The 14,863-nt window shown below is 66.5% G+C and carries 14 protein-coding genes; 6 read left to right on the top strand and 8 right to left on the bottom strand.

What is annotated here, in order from left to right; genetic code table 11:
• Positions 1–105: 105 nt before the first annotated feature.
• The 6 genes from FK527_RS04875 to FK527_RS04850 all read right to left on the bottom strand — a co-directional run bounded on the left by FK527_RS04875 (position 106) and on the right by FK527_RS04850 (position 8,166).
• Positions 106–3,066, bottom strand: coding sequence for a ribonucleoside-diphosphate reductase subunit alpha (locus FK527_RS04875; protein WP_144730572.1), 2,961 nt, complete (start codon positions 3,064–3,066; stop codon positions 106–108).
• Positions 3,067–3,264: 198 nt separating this feature from the next.
• A complete protein-coding gene (gene ampD, locus FK527_RS04870) occupies positions 3,265–3,870 on the bottom strand; it encodes a 1,6-anhydro-N-acetylmuramyl-L-alanine amidase AmpD (RefSeq protein ID WP_144730569.1) in 606 nt (201 codons plus the stop codon).
• Positions 3,857–5,389, bottom strand: coding sequence for a sigma-54-dependent transcriptional regulator (locus tag FK527_RS04865; RefSeq protein ID WP_144730566.1), 1,533 nt, complete (start codon positions 5,387–5,389; stop codon positions 3,857–3,859). Before FK527_RS04865 ends, ampD begins: the two co-directional genes overlap by 14 nt.
• A 10-nt stretch (positions 5,390–5,399) precedes the next feature.
• Positions 5,400–7,127, bottom strand: a complete 1,728-nt coding sequence (locus FK527_RS04860) for an ATP-binding protein (RefSeq protein ID WP_144730563.1) — start codon at positions 7,125–7,127, stop codon at positions 5,400–5,402.
• Positions 7,128–7,129: 2 nt separating this feature from the next.
• Complete coding sequence (locus FK527_RS04855; protein ID WP_144730561.1) at positions 7,130–7,372, bottom strand: PP0621 family protein; 243 nt, start codon at positions 7,370–7,372, stop codon at positions 7,130–7,132.
• On the bottom strand, positions 7,369–8,166 hold the full coding sequence (locus FK527_RS04850; RefSeq protein WP_144730558.1) for a cytochrome C assembly family protein: 798 nt from the start codon (positions 8,164–8,166) through the stop codon (positions 7,369–7,371). Before FK527_RS04850 ends, FK527_RS04855 begins: the two co-directional genes overlap by 4 nt.
• Positions 8,167–8,304: 138 nt before the next feature.
• On the opposite strand from FK527_RS04850, the gene ffh reads away from it, so the two are divergent.
• A complete protein-coding gene (gene ffh / locus FK527_RS04845) occupies positions 8,305–9,681 on the top strand; it encodes a signal recognition particle protein (protein ID WP_144730555.1) in 1,377 nt (458 codons plus the stop codon).
• A gap of 82 nt (positions 9,682–9,763) precedes the next feature.
• Here the strand turns inward: ffh and FK527_RS04840 are convergent, their stop codons facing one another.
• Positions 9,764–10,384 carry a LysE family translocator gene (locus FK527_RS04840; RefSeq protein WP_144730552.1) on the bottom strand — a complete coding sequence of 207 codons (621 nt, stop codon included), beginning with the start codon at positions 10,382–10,384 and terminating at the stop codon, positions 9,764–9,766.
• Positions 10,385–10,512: 128 nt separating this feature from the next.
• Here FK527_RS04840 and FK527_RS04835 point away from each other — a divergent pair, with 128 nt between their 5' ends.
• The 3 genes from FK527_RS04835 (at position 10,513) to FK527_RS04825 (ending at position 12,154) form a co-directional block, all read left to right on the top strand.
• Positions 10,513–10,944 (top strand): glycerate kinase, encoded by a 432-nt coding sequence (locus FK527_RS04835; RefSeq protein WP_144730549.1) that lies wholly within the window; start codon positions 10,513–10,515, stop codon positions 10,942–10,944.
• A 62-nt stretch (positions 10,945–11,006) separates the two neighbouring features.
• Complete coding sequence (locus tag FK527_RS04830) at positions 11,007–11,945, top strand: branched-chain amino acid transaminase (RefSeq protein ID WP_144730546.1); 939 nt, start codon at positions 11,007–11,009, stop codon at positions 11,943–11,945.
• A gap of 2 nt (positions 11,946–11,947) precedes the next feature.
• Positions 11,948–12,154 carry a zinc-finger domain-containing protein gene (locus FK527_RS04825; RefSeq protein ID WP_144730543.1) on the top strand — a complete coding sequence of 69 codons (207 nt, stop codon included), beginning with the start codon at positions 11,948–11,950 and terminating at the stop codon, positions 12,152–12,154.
• 54 nt (positions 12,155–12,208) lie between these two features.
• Here FK527_RS04825 and FK527_RS17215 read toward each other — a convergent pair whose 3' ends face one another.
• Positions 12,209–12,373: a hypothetical protein gene (locus FK527_RS17215; protein ID WP_186298384.1), complete on the bottom strand. Its 165-nt coding sequence runs from the start codon at positions 12,371–12,373 to the stop codon at positions 12,209–12,211.
• 72 nt (positions 12,374–12,445) lie between these two features.
• Between FK527_RS17215 and FK527_RS04820 the strand changes: the two genes are divergently transcribed.
• Together FK527_RS04820 and FK527_RS04815 are read left to right on the top strand one after the other, a co-directional pair.
• Positions 12,446–13,717: an O-antigen ligase family protein gene (locus FK527_RS04820; protein ID WP_186298383.1), complete on the top strand. Its 1,272-nt coding sequence runs from the start codon at positions 12,446–12,448 to the stop codon at positions 13,715–13,717.
• On the top strand, positions 13,714–14,862 hold the full coding sequence (locus FK527_RS04815; RefSeq protein ID WP_144730537.1) for a glycosyltransferase: 1,149 nt from the start codon (positions 13,714–13,716) through the stop codon (positions 14,860–14,862). The genes FK527_RS04820 and FK527_RS04815 overlap by 4 nt, the downstream gene beginning before the upstream one ends.
• Position 14,863 lies beyond the last annotated feature (1 nt).

Here is a 14,863-nt window from a genome sequence, read left to right as displayed (position 1 = left end):
CGTGCGAGGATTATGAAAGCAGTGCTGCAAAATGAAAAGCACTCCAGCGTGCTCTGACAAGGTTTTTTTGCATGCACAGGCGTCTGGAGTGCGTGCGGAGCAGCCTCACTGGCAGGCTTCGCAGGTCGGATCGTCGATGGCGCAAAATTTGACGTCGGTCGCCGGCAGCGCAGCCGTTGACGCAGTGGCCGTCGCGTTTACCGCATCGAGCACGCCTGCCGTGCCGGACGCGGCAGCGAAAGCTGCCGGTGCGCCGCCTTGCCCCGTGCCCACGGCATTGAGCTGCTGGCGGTTCACGGTGCTCATCTCGACGTGCGTGGCGCTTTGCGTGCGCAGGTAGTACGTCGTCTTGAGGCCGCGCAGCCAGGCGAGCTTGTAGGTCTCGTCGAGCTTCTTGCCCGAGGCGCCGGCCATGTAGATGTTGAGGCTTTGCGCCTGGTCGATCCACTTCTGGCGGCGTGCGGCGGCTTCGACGAGCCAGCGCGGCTCGATCTCGAAGGCGGTGGAATACAGCGCCTTCAGGTCGGGCGGCACGCGGTCTATCGGATGCAGCGAGCCCTTGAAGTGCTTGAGGTCCAGCACCATCACGTCGTCCCACAGGCCCAGGCGCTTCAAGTCGCGCACGAGGTAGCCGTTGATGACGGTGAACTCGCCCGAGAGGTTGCTCTTGACCGACAGGTTGCCGAACGAGGGCTCGATCGAGGCATCGACACCAATGATGTTGCTGATGGTGGCCGTGGGCGCGATGGCCACGCAGTTGGAATTGCGCATGCCGTCCTGCGCGATCTTGTGGCGCAGTGCGTCCCAGTCCAGGCGCATGCTGCGATCGACTTCAAGGTACCCGCCCCGCGCTTGCGCGAGCATGTCCAGCGTGTCGAAGGGCAGGATGCCGCGCTCCCACAGCGACCCCTGGTAGCTCGAATACCTGCCGCGCTCGCGCGCCAGATCGCTCGACGCCCAGTAGGCGTAGTAGCACAGCGCTTCCATGGAGGCGTCGGCGAATTCCACCGCCTCTTGCGAGGCGTAGGGGATGCGCAGTTCGTACAGCGCGTCCTGAAAGCCCATCACGCCCAGCCCCACGGGACGGTGGCGCAGGTTGGCGTCACGCGCCTTGCGCACGGCGTAGTAGTTGATGTCGATCACGTTGTCGAGCATGCGCATGGCCACGGCCACGGTTTTGCGCAGTTTGTCGTGGTCCAGCACCTTGGTGGGCTGGCCGCTCGCGTCTGCCGGGCCGTCCTTGAGGTGCTGCAGCAGGTTGACCGAGCCGAGGTTGCACACCGCGGTTTCGCTGTCGCTGGTGTTGAGCGTGATTTCGGTGCACAGGTTGGACGAATGCACCACGCCCACATGTTGCTGCGGCGAGCGCACGTTGCAGGCGTCCTTGAAGGTGATCCAGGGGTGGCCCGTCTCGAACAGCATGCTCAGCATCTTGCGCCACAGGTCCACCGCCTGCACGGTCTTGCTGGGTTTGATCTCGCCGCGCGCGGCCTTCTCTTCGTAGGCCACATAGGCGGCCTCGAAATCGGCGCCGAATTTGTCGTGCAGGTCGGGCACGTCGGATGGTGAAAACAGCGTCCACGTGCCCTTTTCCAGCACGCGCTTCATGAACAGGTCGGGAATCCAGTTGGCCGTGTTCATGTCGTGCGTGCGGCGGCGGTCGTCGCCGGTGTTCTTGCGCAGCTCCAGGAATTCCTCGATGTCCAGGTGCCAGGTTTCGAGGTAGCAGCAGACGGCGCCCTTGCGCTTGCCGCCCTGGTTCACGGCCACGGCCGTGTCGTTGACCACCTTGAGAAAGGGCACCACGCCCTGCGACTCGCCGTTCGTGCCCTTGATGTGGCTGCCGAGCGCGCGCACGCGCGTCCAGTCGTTGCCCAGGCCGCCGGCAAATTTGGACAGCAGGGCGTTTTCCTTGATGGCTTCGTAAATGCCGTCGAGGTCGTCGGGCACCGTGGTCAGGTAGCAGCTCGAGAGCTGCGAGCGCAGCGTGCCGCTGTTGAACAGCGTGGGCGTGCTGCTCATGAAGTCGAACGAGGACAGCACCTCATAGAACTCGATCGCGCGCGCTTCGCGCTCCACCTCGTTGAGCGCCAGCCCCATCGCCACGCGCATGAAGAAGGCCTGTGGCAGCTCGATGCGCTGTTTGCGCACGTGCAAAAAGTAGCGGTCGTACAGGGTTTGCAGACCGAGATAGTCGAACTTCGAGTCGCGCTCGGGGCGCAGTGCTGCCGCAAGGCGCGGCAGGTCGAATTGCAGCAGGCGCTCGTCGAGCAGTTCGTGCTCCACGCCTTTGCGGATGAATTGCGGGAAGTAATCGATATAGCTTTGCGCCATTTCGCCGGGCGCCACGTCGCGCCCCAGCACCTCGCGCACGATGGTGTGCAGCAGCAGGCGCGCGGTGGCGTAGGTGTAGCCAGGGTCTTTTTCGATCAGCGTGCGCGCTGCAAGGATGGCGGCTTTATAGACCTCGTCCATGGGCACGCCGTCGTACAGGTTGCGCAAGGTCTCGGCGACGATGGGCTGCGCTTGCACGTCCGCGCCCAGGCCCTGGCAGGCGGTGGCGATGAGCGCCTCGAGGCGCTGCAGGTCGAGTGCCACGCGCGCGCCGCCGTCGAGCACATGCAACTGCGGCGCTGCGGGGGCCTGCTGAGCGGCCTGCTGGGCGCGCTCCTGCGCACGGCGCTCGCGGTAGAGCACGTAGGCGCGCGCCACTTCGTGGTGGCCGCCGCGCATCAGGCCGAGCTCGACCTGGTCCTGCACGTCTTCGATGTGGAAGGTACCGCCGCCGGGGCGCGAGCGTATCAGGGCACGCGTGACGGCCTGCGTCAGGCCATCGACCACTTCGCGCACGCTGGCCGAAGCCGCGCCCTGCGTGCCGTGCACCGCGAGAAAGGCTTTCATCATCGCGATGGCGATTTTTTGCGGCTCGAAAGGCACGACGGCGCCGTTGCGGCGAATGATCTGGTAGTGGGCGAAGGCGCTGGCGCTCGCAGGTGCTGCAGCGGCGGTCTGCCCTTGTGGGGTGCGAAAGCCAAGGGGCTCAGGTGATGGCATGGCAGTTTGCATGGGAAGTCCTCTCGTCCTTTGGGGGCGGTCGTGAAAGCGTGGCGCGCAAAACCTGTTCTTGGGCGCGCAGGGCGTCGTTGTGAGTGCCGCTGGCGGAGACTATAGCACTAGATTTAGTGCTTTGAGGTCATAAAAAACACTACAGGTAGCGTTTATAAGCAGCGTTACTTTTGGCGGGTGCTGGGCGCCGGCTGCGCCTCAGCGCCGCTGGGCCGACTGCGTAGCGCAGGGGAAATATTCCGCAGGCCAGGCGAGCGCTGCCTGCAGGCGCGCCCAGTCGAAGCCGGCCCCTGGGTCGTGTTTGCGTCCCGGCGCGACGTGCTCGTGGCCGGCCACGTGGGTGATGGGGTAACGCCCGGCAAGGTCGCGGCACAAGTCGGCCAGGACCTCGTACTGCGCCGGCTCGAACGGCCCGCCTTCGAGCCCTTCGAGCTCTATGCCCACCGAGTAGTCGTTGCAGTTGTTCCTGCCTTGATAGCTGGAAGCGCCCGCGTGCCAGGCGCGCTGATCACAATCGACGAACTGCCACAGGCGCCCCGTGCGCTCAATGAAAAAATGCGCCGACACTTCGAGGCCGCGGATGCTCTGGAAGTAGGGGTGCGCATCCCAGGCGAGGGTGCCCGCAAAGAGCCGCTGCACGGCCTGCGCGCCGTATTCGCCCGGTGGCAGGCTGATCGAGTGCAGCACGATCAGACTCACCTCGCCCCCGGCTGGCCGAGGGCCGAAATGGGGCGACGCGAGCCAGGTGGCGCCAGCATGCCGGCCGTCGCCGCGCCACGGCGTGGCCGCCTTAGCCTTGTGCATCCCGTGCCTCCTGCGGCGCATCCGGCTCGCCGGGCAGCGCGATGTGCAGACGGTCGATGCGGTAGCGCATCTGGCGCAGACTGATACCCAGGCGCGCGGCGGCCGCCGTGCGATTGAAACCGCATTCGTGCAGGGCGCGCACCAGGATGTCGCGCTCCTGCCGGTCGAGCCAGGCCTGCAGGTCTTGGGGCAATTCTTGCGGCGCGGCGCTCGGCGCTGCCATATCGCTGAGGTATCCCGCCTCTGCGACATCTCCGACCGCTTGCGCCGCAGCGCTGGGCACTGGGGCGGCAGGCGCAGCCCGGGAGGGGCTGAGTGCCGCTTCGAGTTCGAGTTCGGCGCCGTCGCTGAGTGCGAGCGCGCGGTGTAGCAGGTTTTCGAGCTCGCGCACGTTGCCCGTGAGCGGGTGCTGCGCCAGTGCGGCGAGCGCCCGTTCGGTCAGGCGCGGTGCGGGCACGCCGCTTTCCTGCGCGATGCGCCCGAGCAGCGCCGCGCACAGCGCGGGCAGGTCTTCGCGCCGTTCGCGCAAGGGCGGCACCAGGATTTCGATCACGTTCAGGCGGTAATACAAGTCTTGTCGGAAGCGCCCGGCCTGCACGTCGGCCGCGAGCTCGCGGTGTGTGGCGCTCACGATGCGCACGTCCACACTCTCTTCCTGCGTAGCGCCGAGCGGGCGCACGCTGCGCTCCTGGATGGCGCGTAGCAGCTTGGATTGCATGGCCAGCGGCAGGTCGCCGATCTCGTCGAGGAACAGCGTACCGCCGCGCGCGGCCTGGAAATAGCCCTCGCGGTCTGCCATGGCGCCGGTGTAGGAGCCCTTGCGCGCGCCGAAAAACTCCGCTTCGAGCAGGTGTTCGGGGATCGCGCCGCAGTTGACGGCAATGATGGGGCCGTCGGCGCGCTGGCTGCACGCGTGCAGCGCTTGCGCCACCAGTTCCTTGCCAGTGCCCGATTCGCCGAGGATCAGCACCGGCGCCATGCTTTTGGCGACTTTGGTGATGCGCTGCTTGACTTGGACCATCGCGGGCGAATCGCCGACGAGCCGCGCCAGGGCCGCCTTTGCGCTGGCCTCTGCGCTGGCGTCGGCCGGGGTCGTGGCGGAATGCAACTGCGCCGCGCTGCGCGCTGCGCGTGGCGCGGGCACGCCGCCCATGCCTTGCACGGCAGAGGCCACGACGGCGCGAAATTGCTTGAGATCGACGGGCTTGGTGAGGTAGTCGAACGCACCGGCGCGCAGGGCTTCGACGGCGTTGTCGGCCGATCCGTAAGCGGTCATGACCACGCAGCGCTCGCGCCTTTGCTGTGCGCGCACTTCCTGCAGCAGCTCCATGCCGAAGCCGTCGGGCAGGCGCATGTCGGTGATGACGGCGTCGAACTGTTGTCCATGCAGCTGCGCGCGCGCCTCCTGCAAGGTGGCGGCGGTTTCCACGCGGTAGCCTTCGCGCAGCAAAGTCAGTTCGTAGAGCGTGCGCAGATCGGGTTCGTCATCGACGACGAGGATGGAAGCGGGGCTGGTCATACGGGATGGATCAAACCACGAGGGTGTCGAACAGCGAGGCCGCGGCAGCTGGCTGGGTTGTGGGGCGGAACAGTACCGTGAAGGCATTGCCTTCGACGTCGCCACGGCGGGTGGGCCGCGGCAGGCGCTGGTAGCTGATGCCCGCGCCGTGGCGCTGGCACAACTCGCGGCAAATATAAAGGCCCAGACCGCTGGAGCGGCTTTGCGAGGAGAAAAAGGGCTCGAACAAGTGGCGCTCGACCGATTTGTCGAGGGGCGCGCCGTCGCTCCAGACCTGCAGGCTGGCCTGGCCGTTGGGCGTGGTGCGCGTGCTCACCTGTAGCGCATCGGGCGCACGGCTTTGGTGGCGCAGCGCGTTGTCGAGCAGGTTGTAGAGCACGCGGCGCAGGTGCTCGGCGTCGAACGCGACCTGCGCATGGCCCGCATGCAGGGCCACGTGCACTTGGCGTCGGTTGGGTTCCTGCGCCTGCCATTCGCCGCAGATGCGCGCCACGCTGTCGTCGAGTGCCAGCGTGGCGTCGGGCGCGAGCTGCGCCTGCTGTTGCACGCGCGCGATGTCGAGCACGTCGTCGACGATGCGCGCGAGCCGCTCGGCGTTCTCGCGCACCATTTGCGCAAGGCGCCGTTGCGCTGGCTCGTGCAAGTCTTCTTCGAGCAGCGCGTTGGCCTGTGTGATGGCGGCCAGCGGATTGCGGATTTCGTGCGCCACCGCGGCCGACATGCGCCCCATTGCAGCGAGTTTCTCGGTGCGCAGCCGCGCCTGCATGGTGCGCAGGTCATGCAAAAACATCACGCACAGGCGCTCGTCGGTGCGCGCCGTCAAAGCAGGCTGGGGTGGCGCGCCAGGGGCTGTGCGCGACGGTGTCAGCCAGGTGCGCACATGCAGCGCTACCGGGCTTTCATCAGGATATTGCAGATAAACATCGGCGGCTTGTGCGTGGCCTTGCACGAAGCTGCGCTGTGCCAGTGCCACCAGCGGCTGCCAGGTGGCGCTGCGAGTGCCCGCAGTGAGAGAGAAAGGTACGGCGGTCAGGTGCTTGCCTCCCAGCAATAGCAGGGCGGCCGGGTTGGCCATGTGCACGCAGGCATGCTCATCGAGCACCAGCACGCCGTCGTCAAGGTTCTGGATCACGAGCGCGCTCACCTCGGACTGCAGTTGCGCCGTCATCAGGCTTTGCTGCGCATGCTGCTGCTCGCGCACCAGGCGCGCGGCCAGCTCATGCGCGAGGTAGGCGACGATGAAATAGCCCATGCCCGCGAGCGCGCCTTGCAGGTAGTTTTGTGCCTCGTCCCCGATGCCGTGGGCATTGAGCCACCAGGCCCAGGCGAGCAGCAGCAGGCTGACGATGGCCGTCGTCCCCAGGGCCAGCAGCAGCGTGCCGTGCACGGCGGCGAGCAAAATGGGCAGGCCAAACAAGGGCGTGTAGTTCATGCCGCCCGCCTGCAGCCATTGCAGGGCGCACACGACGGCCAGGTCCATGCCGATGCTCACCAGCCATTGCGGACCCAGGGCAGGCGACGGCGGCGCATGGCGCTTCCAAACACGTAGCGCCAAGGCGCCGCAGAGGTAGGCCAGGCAGATGGCCAGCGCAGCGGGCTCCCAGGTGTGGTTGAGTGCCAGCCCAAAGCCCTGCAGCACCAGCAAGGCCAGCGCCACCATGACCCGGCCTGTGAGAAATCCACGCCACAGGCGCACGAAGGGCCTATCGTCCAGGGCCGAGCGGGGAAGCAAAGCCATGGTCAGCGCGGCGGCACGGCGTCTGGCGCACTGCGCGGCAGGTGCGCCGCCGAGCAATAAAATTTTCCGTCCTGCACCAGGGCTTCGGAGCGCGGCAGGTGCACGCCGCAGTGCGCGCAGGCCACCATGTTTTCGGGGGTCGTGCGCCGTGGCGGGACAGACTTGGAGCGGGCCGCTGGGGCCTGTTGGCTGCGCCACCAGGCTGCCCCCACGGCCACGACGATGAGCACGAGCAGGTACTTCATACGCTGCGGTGCAAAACGACTTCGAGCACGAAGCGCGAGCCCACGTAGGCCAGCAGCAGCAGCGCGGCGCCGGCGTAGAGCACGCGCACCGCGCTGCGCCCGCGCCAGCCAAAGCGTGCGCGCCCGAGCAGCAGCACGGCAAAGGCCAGCCAGGACAGCAGCGAGAACACCGTCTTGTGCTCCCAGCGCCAGGCGCGCCCGTAGAGCTGCTCGCCAAACAGCATGCCTGCGAACAGCGTGGCCGTGAGCAGCACGAAGCCCGCCGCGACGAAGCGAAACGTCAGGCGCTCGAGCGTGAGCAGCGGCATGCCGCTGTCCGGGTCCTGGCCCTGGCGGATGCGGCGCTCGGCGCGCGTCATGAGCCAGGCGTGCACCACCGCGGCGGCAAACAGGCCATAGCAGGCGATGCCCAGCGCCAGGTGCAGCGGCAGCCAGGCGGATGCCGTGGCATGCAGTGGCTGGCCCGGAAACAGCTGTGCGAGCAGCAAGCTCAGCGCCGCCAACAGCGCCAGCATCCAGCGCGCGCGCAGTTGCGGGAACAGCTGGCGTTCGATGGCATACACCGTGAGCGCGAGCCAGGCCGTCATCGACAGCGCCGGCGCAAAGCCAAAGCGCGGCACCTCGCCCCACAGCCCCCAGCCGAGCGCCGCCGCGTGCAACAGCCAGGCCAAGCCCAAGGCGCGCCGCGCCCAGCCCTCGCGCAGCCGTGCGGCCGCGAGCGCCGGAGCGGCGTAGGCCAGCGCCGCCGCGAGCGCGAGCAGCCAGCCGATTGGAGAGGCACTCGGTAAAATCATGGCCAGCAGTTTATCCCGCGGCGATCGTCGCAAGCTCCCTCGCGCAGGTACCTGCCGCCTTTGCTTTGCAGCCGGCCCGGCGCTGCACCAGACGCACCGCGTTGCAACGCCCCACTCACCCCTTAGCTCCTTGTTCCTATGGCCTCCGCTCTGACCGACAAACTCTCGCGCCTCGTCAAAGAAATGCGCGGCCAGGCCCGCATCACCGAATCCAACGTGCAGGACATGCTGCGCGAAGTGCGCATGGCCCTGCTCGAAGCCGACGTAGCCCTGCCCGTGGTGCGCGACTTCATTGCGCGCGTCAAGGACAAGGCGCTGGGGCAGGAGGTGCTCGGCAGCCTCAAGCCCGGCCAGGCGTTGGTGGGCATCGTGCACCGCGAGCTCGCCGCCACCATGGGCGAAGGCGTGTCCGACCTGAACCTGGCCACGCAGCCGCCCGCCGTGATCCTCATGGCCGGCTTGCAGGGCGCGGGCAAAACAACGACCACGGCAAAAATCGCCAAGTACCTGATCGAAAAGCGCAAGAAAAAAGTGCTCACGGTCTCGGGCGACGTTTACCGGCCTGCGGCCATAGAGCAGCTCAAGACCGTGACGCGCCAGGCCGGGGCCGAGTGGTTCCCGAGCTCGCCCGAGCAAAAGCCGCTCGAGATCGCGCGCGCCGCGCTCGACTACGCCAAAAAGCATTATTTCGACGTGCTGCTGGTTGATACCGCGGGGCGCCTGGCGATCGACGAGGCGCTGATGCAGGAAATCAAGGAGCTGCACGCGGCGCTGCAGCCGGTCGAAACCCTGTTCGTCGTCGATGCCATGCAGGGGCAGGACGCCATCAACACCGCGCGTGCCTTCAAGGAGGCGCTGCCGCTCACGGGCATCGTGCTCACCAAACTCGACGGCGACGCGCGCGGCGGCGCGGCGCTGTCGGTGCGCCAGATCACGGGCGCGCCGATCAAGTTCGCGGGCGTCTCGGAAAAAATCGACGGTCTCGAACTGTTCGACGCCGAACGCCACGCGGGTCGCGTGCTGGGCATGGGCGACATCGTCGCGCTGGTCGAGCAGGTCACGGCCAACGTCGATCTGGATGCCGCGCAAAAGCTCGCCGCCAAGGTCAAGAGCGGCGACGGGTTCGACCTCAACGACTTTCTCGCGCAGATTCAGCAGATGAAGCAGATGGGCGGGCTCTCCAGCCTCATGGAAAAGCTGCCCACGCAACTCAGCGCGCAGGCGGGCAAGGTCGATATGGGCAAGGTCGAAAAAGACATACGCCGCAAGGAAGGCATCATCCAGAGCATGACGCCGCTCGAGCGCCGCAAGCCCGACATCATCAAGGCCTCACGCAAAAAACGCATCGCCCAGGGCGCGGGCGTGCAGGTGCAGGAGGTCAACCGCCTGCTCAAGGAATTCGAGCAGATGCAGGAAATGATGAAAAAAATGAAGGGCGGCGGCCTGATGAAGATGATGAAGAGAATGGGCGGCATGAAAGGCTTGGGCGGCGGCATGCCCAAGATGCCTTTCTGAGGGCTTCTGGAATTTCAGGTCATTTTGGGCTCTAGCGCTTATCCAGCAAGCGTGAGCAGCTATAAATTTGGTTGCGTCGCACTCAGCGCGTGAGCGGCAAGGCCAGCCCCATGGCCGCAAACAGGCCGCCACAGACGCGGTTGAAGCGTTTGCCCATGCGCTCGAGCGCCGGGCGAATGAAGTGCGCGAGCCGCGCGAGCAAAAACTCCACGCAGCACTCGGTGACCATGAAGGTGCCGGCCATCACCACGAACTGCAGCCACAGGCTGCGCGCCGGGTCGATGAACTGGGGCAGAAAGGCGCCATAAAAAAGCAGCGCCTTGGGGTTGGACACGGCGGCAAACAGCCCTTGGCGAAACAGCTGTGCGCGGCGCGGGGGGCGCAGGAGGTGTGCTTCGTCCGCAGCCTGCAGCTGCAGCGGCGGCGCGCGCCACAGTTGAACCCCTAGCCACACGAGATAAGCCCCGCCCACCCATTTAAGCACCGTGAGGGCGTGCGACGAGGCCTGCAGCAGCGCGCCTATACCCAGCATGGACAGAGCAATCAGCGTCATGAAGCCGAGCGCGCCGCCGGCGATCGTGAACAGCGTACGCCGGTGCCCGTGCAGGGCGCCATGCGTGAGCGCAAGCAGGCTGTTGGGGCCGGGCGTGAGCGACAGGCCCACGGCGGCAAGCAGATAGATCCACCAGGTATGCCAAGTCATAGCAAATGGAATGCGGTCGCTGCAAAGAAAACCCCGAGTGTGCCGCAGGAGGGGCGGCATCGGGGCGTGCGGGGCGGCACAATCGGCGCCATCTTTTGCTGCTATTCACCCCGCCATCCCTGCGTGCCATGGTCCGATTTGAAGCGCGTTCACTCCTCTATGCTCTGGTTGCCCTGGCGCTGCCGTGGCTGTCGTACCGCGCATACGGCTGGCGTGGCGTGGCCATCGCCGCCGCGGCGCTCGTGATGTGGCTGCTCCTGCACTTCACGCGCCTCACGACCGTGTTGCGGCGCGCGGCAGAACGCCCCGTGGGCTACGTGGACAGCGCCGTGATGCTGCATGCGCGCCTGCGCCCGGGCCTGGCGCTGCTCGACGTGCTCGCGCTCGCGCGTGCGCTCGGCGCCGGGCAGTCCGCCGACGGGGAGGAGCCTGAGGTCTTTCGCTGGACGGATGCGGCGGGCGCGTACGTCGAAGCGCATTTCCGTGCGGGCCGGCTCGTGCAGTGGCAGCTCGTGCGCGCGCCCGAGTCTGCACTGCATGAGGCCGGCGCCGTAAAATGAAATTTTGCCCAAGCAGCCACGCCTGCTTGGTTTCTCCCTACTGACACACCAAAGGAAGTTCCATGAGCCCCGTAGTTCCCTCGATGGCCGACCGTGACGGCAAGATCTGGATGGATGGCCAGATGGTCGATTGGCGCGACGCCAAAATCCATGTGCTGACGCACACGCTGCACTACGGCTGCGGTGCCTTCGAAGGGGTGCGGGCCTACAACACCGTCAATGGCACGGCGATTTTCCGCTTACAAGAACACACCGAGCGCCTGTTCAACAGCGCCAAAATCCTGCGCATGAAGATTCCCTTCAGCCAGGAGCAGGTCAACGAGGCGCAGCGCGCCGTGGTGCGCGAAAACAAGCTCGATGCCTGCTACCTGCGCCCGCTGGTGTGGATAGGCGACAAAAAGCTCGGCGTCTCGCCCAAGGGCAACACCATCCACGTCATGGTCGCGGCCTGGGCCTGGGGTGCCTACCTCGGTGAAGACGGCATCACCAAGGGCATACGCGTCAAGACCAGCAGCTACACGCGCCACCACGTCAACATCACCATGACGCAGGCCAAGTCGGTGAGCAATTACACCAACTCCATCCTCGCCAACATGGAGGCCACGGACGACGGCTACGACGAGGCGCTGCTGCTCGACGCGGCCGGCTTCGTCTCCGAAGGCTCGGGCGAGAACGTGTTCATCGTGAAGGGCGGCGTGGTCTATACCCCCGACCTCTCGGCCGGCTCGCTCAACGGCGTCACGCGCAACACCGTGCTGCACATCTGCAAGGACCTTGGTATCGACGTGGTGCAAAAACGCATCACGCGTGATGAGGTGTATATCTCGGACGAGGCCTTCTTTTCGGGCACCGCGGCCGAGATCACGCCGATCCGCGAGCTCGACCGCATCGAAATCGGCAGCGGTCGCCGTGGCCCCGTCACCGAGAAAATCCAGAACGCGTTCTTCGACATCGTGAACGGCCGCAATCCCAAATACGCCCACTGGCTGACCAAGGTGTGAGCATGTCGCAAGCCGTCGTCGAATTGCAGGCCAAAGACCTGAGCCCCCAGGGCGAGGTGTATTGCCCCCACCCCAAGGCGGGCATGCAGCTGTGGAGCGGCCACCCGCGCGTGTACCTCGACGTGGCGCACACGGGCGAGGCCAAGTGCCCTTATTGCGGCACGGTGTACCGCCTCAAGGCGGGCGAGAAGGTGGCGCAGGGGCATTGAGCCCGTTGCGCCTTTGCGCTGCCCAGGCCATTCCATAGCTGTATTACTCACCCCCTACTGCCCTGACACTAGGAGCCTGTCGGACTTTGGAGTCGTCGGCGGCGAATGCGCCGCAGCGGCCCATTTTTCACCGGCTTCTTGCCCCATAGCACCACTATGGGGCGGCGAATCCGGCAAAAACTGGTCTCGCCGGGGCGCATTCTCGCTTTCGACGCCCAAAGTCCGACAGGCTCCAAGATGGCTTTTTTTCGCTCAACTTCGCCGGGAGCAGTGCAGCAGCGTGTTTTGGACTTGGCCGCATTTTTGGTGCTTGCGCCTGCGCTGTGGCTGCCTTCGGGCTATTCCATTGGCGCGATCTTGTTGCTGATGCTGGGCCTGTGGCGCTGGCCTGCAGTGCTGCGCGGTCAGCTCACCCCGAATGCGCCTCTGCGGGCCTGGGCGCTGGCGGTTCTGGCCATGGGGCTGGTGTGGTCCATGTACCTCGTGGAAGATGGCCGGCTCATGACCAATACCCTCGGGCTGGATCGCAGCAGCAAATATTTTTTGGTGCTGTTGGCGCTGCCGGCCGTGTGGGCGCAGCGCCCGGCGGGCAGCGCCTTGCGATGGGGCTGCTGGGTGGGCGCGGCGGGCGCCGGCTTGCTCGCTGGCTGGCAGGTGCTGGTGCAGCACCTCGAGCGCGCCGAGGGTTACACCAACGCCATACAGTTCGGCAATCTGTCTCTGCTGCTCGCGCTGTGGAGCGGCATCTGGGCCGTGCAGGCAAGCCGCCTGCACGAACGCCTGCTTGGTAGCCTGGCTGCGGTGCTGGGCCTTGCGGCCAGCGTGCTTTCGGGCAGCCGGGGCGGGTGGGTGACGCTGCCCGTGCTGCTGGTGGTCATTGTCTGGCTCGGGCAGCCGTTCGCGAAAGGCGGCCAACCGAAGCGGGGGCTGCGCGCGCTGGGGGCGGCGCTGCTCGCATGTCTTTTGCTGGCGAGCCTACCTCCTGTGCAAAAACGAGCCCATGAGGCCGTGCAGGAACTGCTGCAGCAGCCCGAGCCCGAAAAGTCCAATACGTCAACCGGCTCCCGGCTCGCTTTCTGGATGCATGCATGGCGGCTGGGCATGGCGCATCCTTGGCTGGGCGCGGGCCAGTTGGGCTATGAGCAAAGCCAGAGGGAGGCCGTCGCGCGCCAGGAAATGCCTTCGATGTCCGTGCACTTCAACCATGCGCACAACGAATGGCTGGACATGTTCGCCAAGCGCGGCCTGCTCGGCGTCAGCGGTCTGGCGCTGTTCTACGCCGTGCCCGGCTTCCTGTGTTGGCGCCGCTTGCGCCCAACGGGGCGCGAACCTCTGGAAAATGCCACTGCTGCAGGCAATGAGGACGCCGCCCGCGGCGAGCGCCATGCCGCCGCGCTGTGTGGCCTGGTCACGGTGCTCGGCTACCTGGGCTTTGGCATGACGCAGGTCATGTTTGCCCACAACAACGGCAACCTGATGTACCTGCTGCCCATCACTTTGTGGCTGGCCGTCTGCTGGCCTGCCGCGGCGCCTCAAACTTCCGGGGCCGGTGCCCAGCGATGAGCCAAGCTTTACCTAATTCATTCAGCGATTCCTCTGCAGCGACCCGTCCTTTGCGCGTGCTGCACTTCGTCTCGGGCGGTTTTTCGGGGGCGACGCAGGTGGCCATAGACCTGTGCGGCGAGTACCCGGGCCAGGAAACGCTGCTCGTGCTGCGCCGGCGTGCATCCATAGATCCGACCGAGCGCGTCGCGGCGCTGCGCGCCAAAGGGCTGCAGGTCGAGGTGGTGCCGCGCTGGGCGCATATCGTCACCATCCTGGCGCTGGCGCGCCTGTGCCGTCAGTGGCAGCCGGACGTGCTCGTGGCGCATGGTTTCAGCGAGCACCTGTGGGGCCGGTACGCGGGCTTGCTCGCCGGCGTGCCTCAGCTCATCCACGTGGAGCACAACGTGCGCGAGCGCTACCGCCTGGGGCGGCTGCGCCAGTCGCTGTGGCTGGCGCAGCGCACCGCGTGCATCGTGGGCGTGTCGCAGGCCGTGCGCGATGAGCTGGTGCGCCTGGGCCACCCAGCCGAGCGCTGCGTCGCGATCCTCAACGGCATCGATCTGAGCCGCTTTCCGACCGGCCTGCCGTGGGCGCAGCGCGAGGACGCCATCGTCATGCCTGCGCGCTTTGCGCAGCAAAAAGACCACGCCACCCTGATCCGCGCGACCGCGCTGCTCGCGCAGCAGGGTTTGCGTCCCACGGTGTACCTGGCCGGCGAAGGCAAGGCGAGCTGGCGCGGCAAGGCGCAGGCCCTCGCGCGCGCGCTCGGGGTCGATGCGCAGGTGCGCTTTCTGGGCCATGTGGCCGACTTGCCTGCGCTGCTGGCGCGGGTCAAGTTGTGCGTGCTCTCCACGCATTACGAGGGCTTATGCTTGGCTTTGATCGAGGGTATGGCGTCGGGCTGCTGCGGCATAGGCTCGGACGTGGAGGGCGTGCGCGAAGTGCTCACGCACGGCGAAACGGGCTTTCTCGTGCCGCATGCCGACGCGCAGGCACTGGCGCAGACGCTGTATGCAGCGCTGCGCGACAACGAGGGCACGGCGCGCATCGCCGCCGCCGGCCAGGCCCACGCGCGCGCCACGTTCGACCGCCAGCGCATGCGCCAGCAGTACCTGGACCTGTTCATGCGCGTGGGCAAAGGGCAGGGCGCAGTGGCGGTTTGAC

Source organism: Extensimonas perlucida, assembly GCF_007655255.1.
Lineage (GTDB): Bacteria > Pseudomonadota > Gammaproteobacteria > Burkholderiales > Burkholderiaceae_C > Extensimonas > Extensimonas perlucida.
Note: the sequence above shows the minus strand (reverse complement) of the source record. Positions and strands in the feature narration are given on the sequence as shown.

Excerpts from the sequence above, each read along its gene's own strand:
- FK527_RS04835 (WP_144730549.1), top strand. The coding sequence starts at position 10,513 with ATGGTCCGATTTGAAGCGCGTTCACTCCTCTATGCTCTGGTTGCCCTG.
- FK527_RS04825 (WP_144730543.1), top strand. The coding sequence starts at position 11,948 with ATGTCGCAAGCCGTCGTCGAATTGCAGGCCAAAGACCTGAGCCCCCAG.
- FK527_RS04850 (WP_144730558.1), bottom strand. The coding sequence starts at position 8,166 with ATGATTTTACCGAGTGCCTCTCCAATCGGCTGGCTGCTCGCGCTCGCG.
- FK527_RS04860 (WP_144730563.1), bottom strand. The coding sequence starts at position 7,127 with ATGGCTTTGCTTCCCCGCTCGGCCCTGGACGATAGGCCCTTCGTGCGC.
- FK527_RS04840 (WP_144730552.1), bottom strand. The coding sequence starts at position 10,384 with ATGACTTGGCATACCTGGTGGATCTATCTGCTTGCCGCCGTGGGCCTG.
- FK527_RS04855 (WP_144730561.1), bottom strand. The coding sequence starts at position 7,372 with ATGAAGTACCTGCTCGTGCTCATCGTCGTGGCCGTGGGGGCAGCCTGG.
- FK527_RS04815 (WP_144730537.1), top strand. The coding sequence starts at position 13,714 with ATGAGCCAAGCTTTACCTAATTCATTCAGCGATTCCTCTGCAGCGACC.
- ampD (WP_144730569.1), bottom strand. The coding sequence starts at position 3,870 with ATGCACAAGGCTAAGGCGGCCACGCCGTGGCGCGGCGACGGCCGGCAT.
- FK527_RS04830 (WP_144730546.1), top strand. The coding sequence starts at position 11,007 with ATGAGCCCCGTAGTTCCCTCGATGGCCGACCGTGACGGCAAGATCTGG.
- FK527_RS04875 (WP_144730572.1), bottom strand. The coding sequence starts at position 3,066 with ATGCAAACTGCCATGCCATCACCTGAGCCCCTTGGCTTTCGCACCCCA.
- ffh (WP_144730555.1), top strand. The coding sequence starts at position 8,305 with ATGGCCTCCGCTCTGACCGACAAACTCTCGCGCCTCGTCAAAGAAATG.
- FK527_RS04865 (WP_144730566.1), bottom strand. The coding sequence starts at position 5,389 with ATGACCAGCCCCGCTTCCATCCTCGTCGTCGATGACGAACCCGATCTG.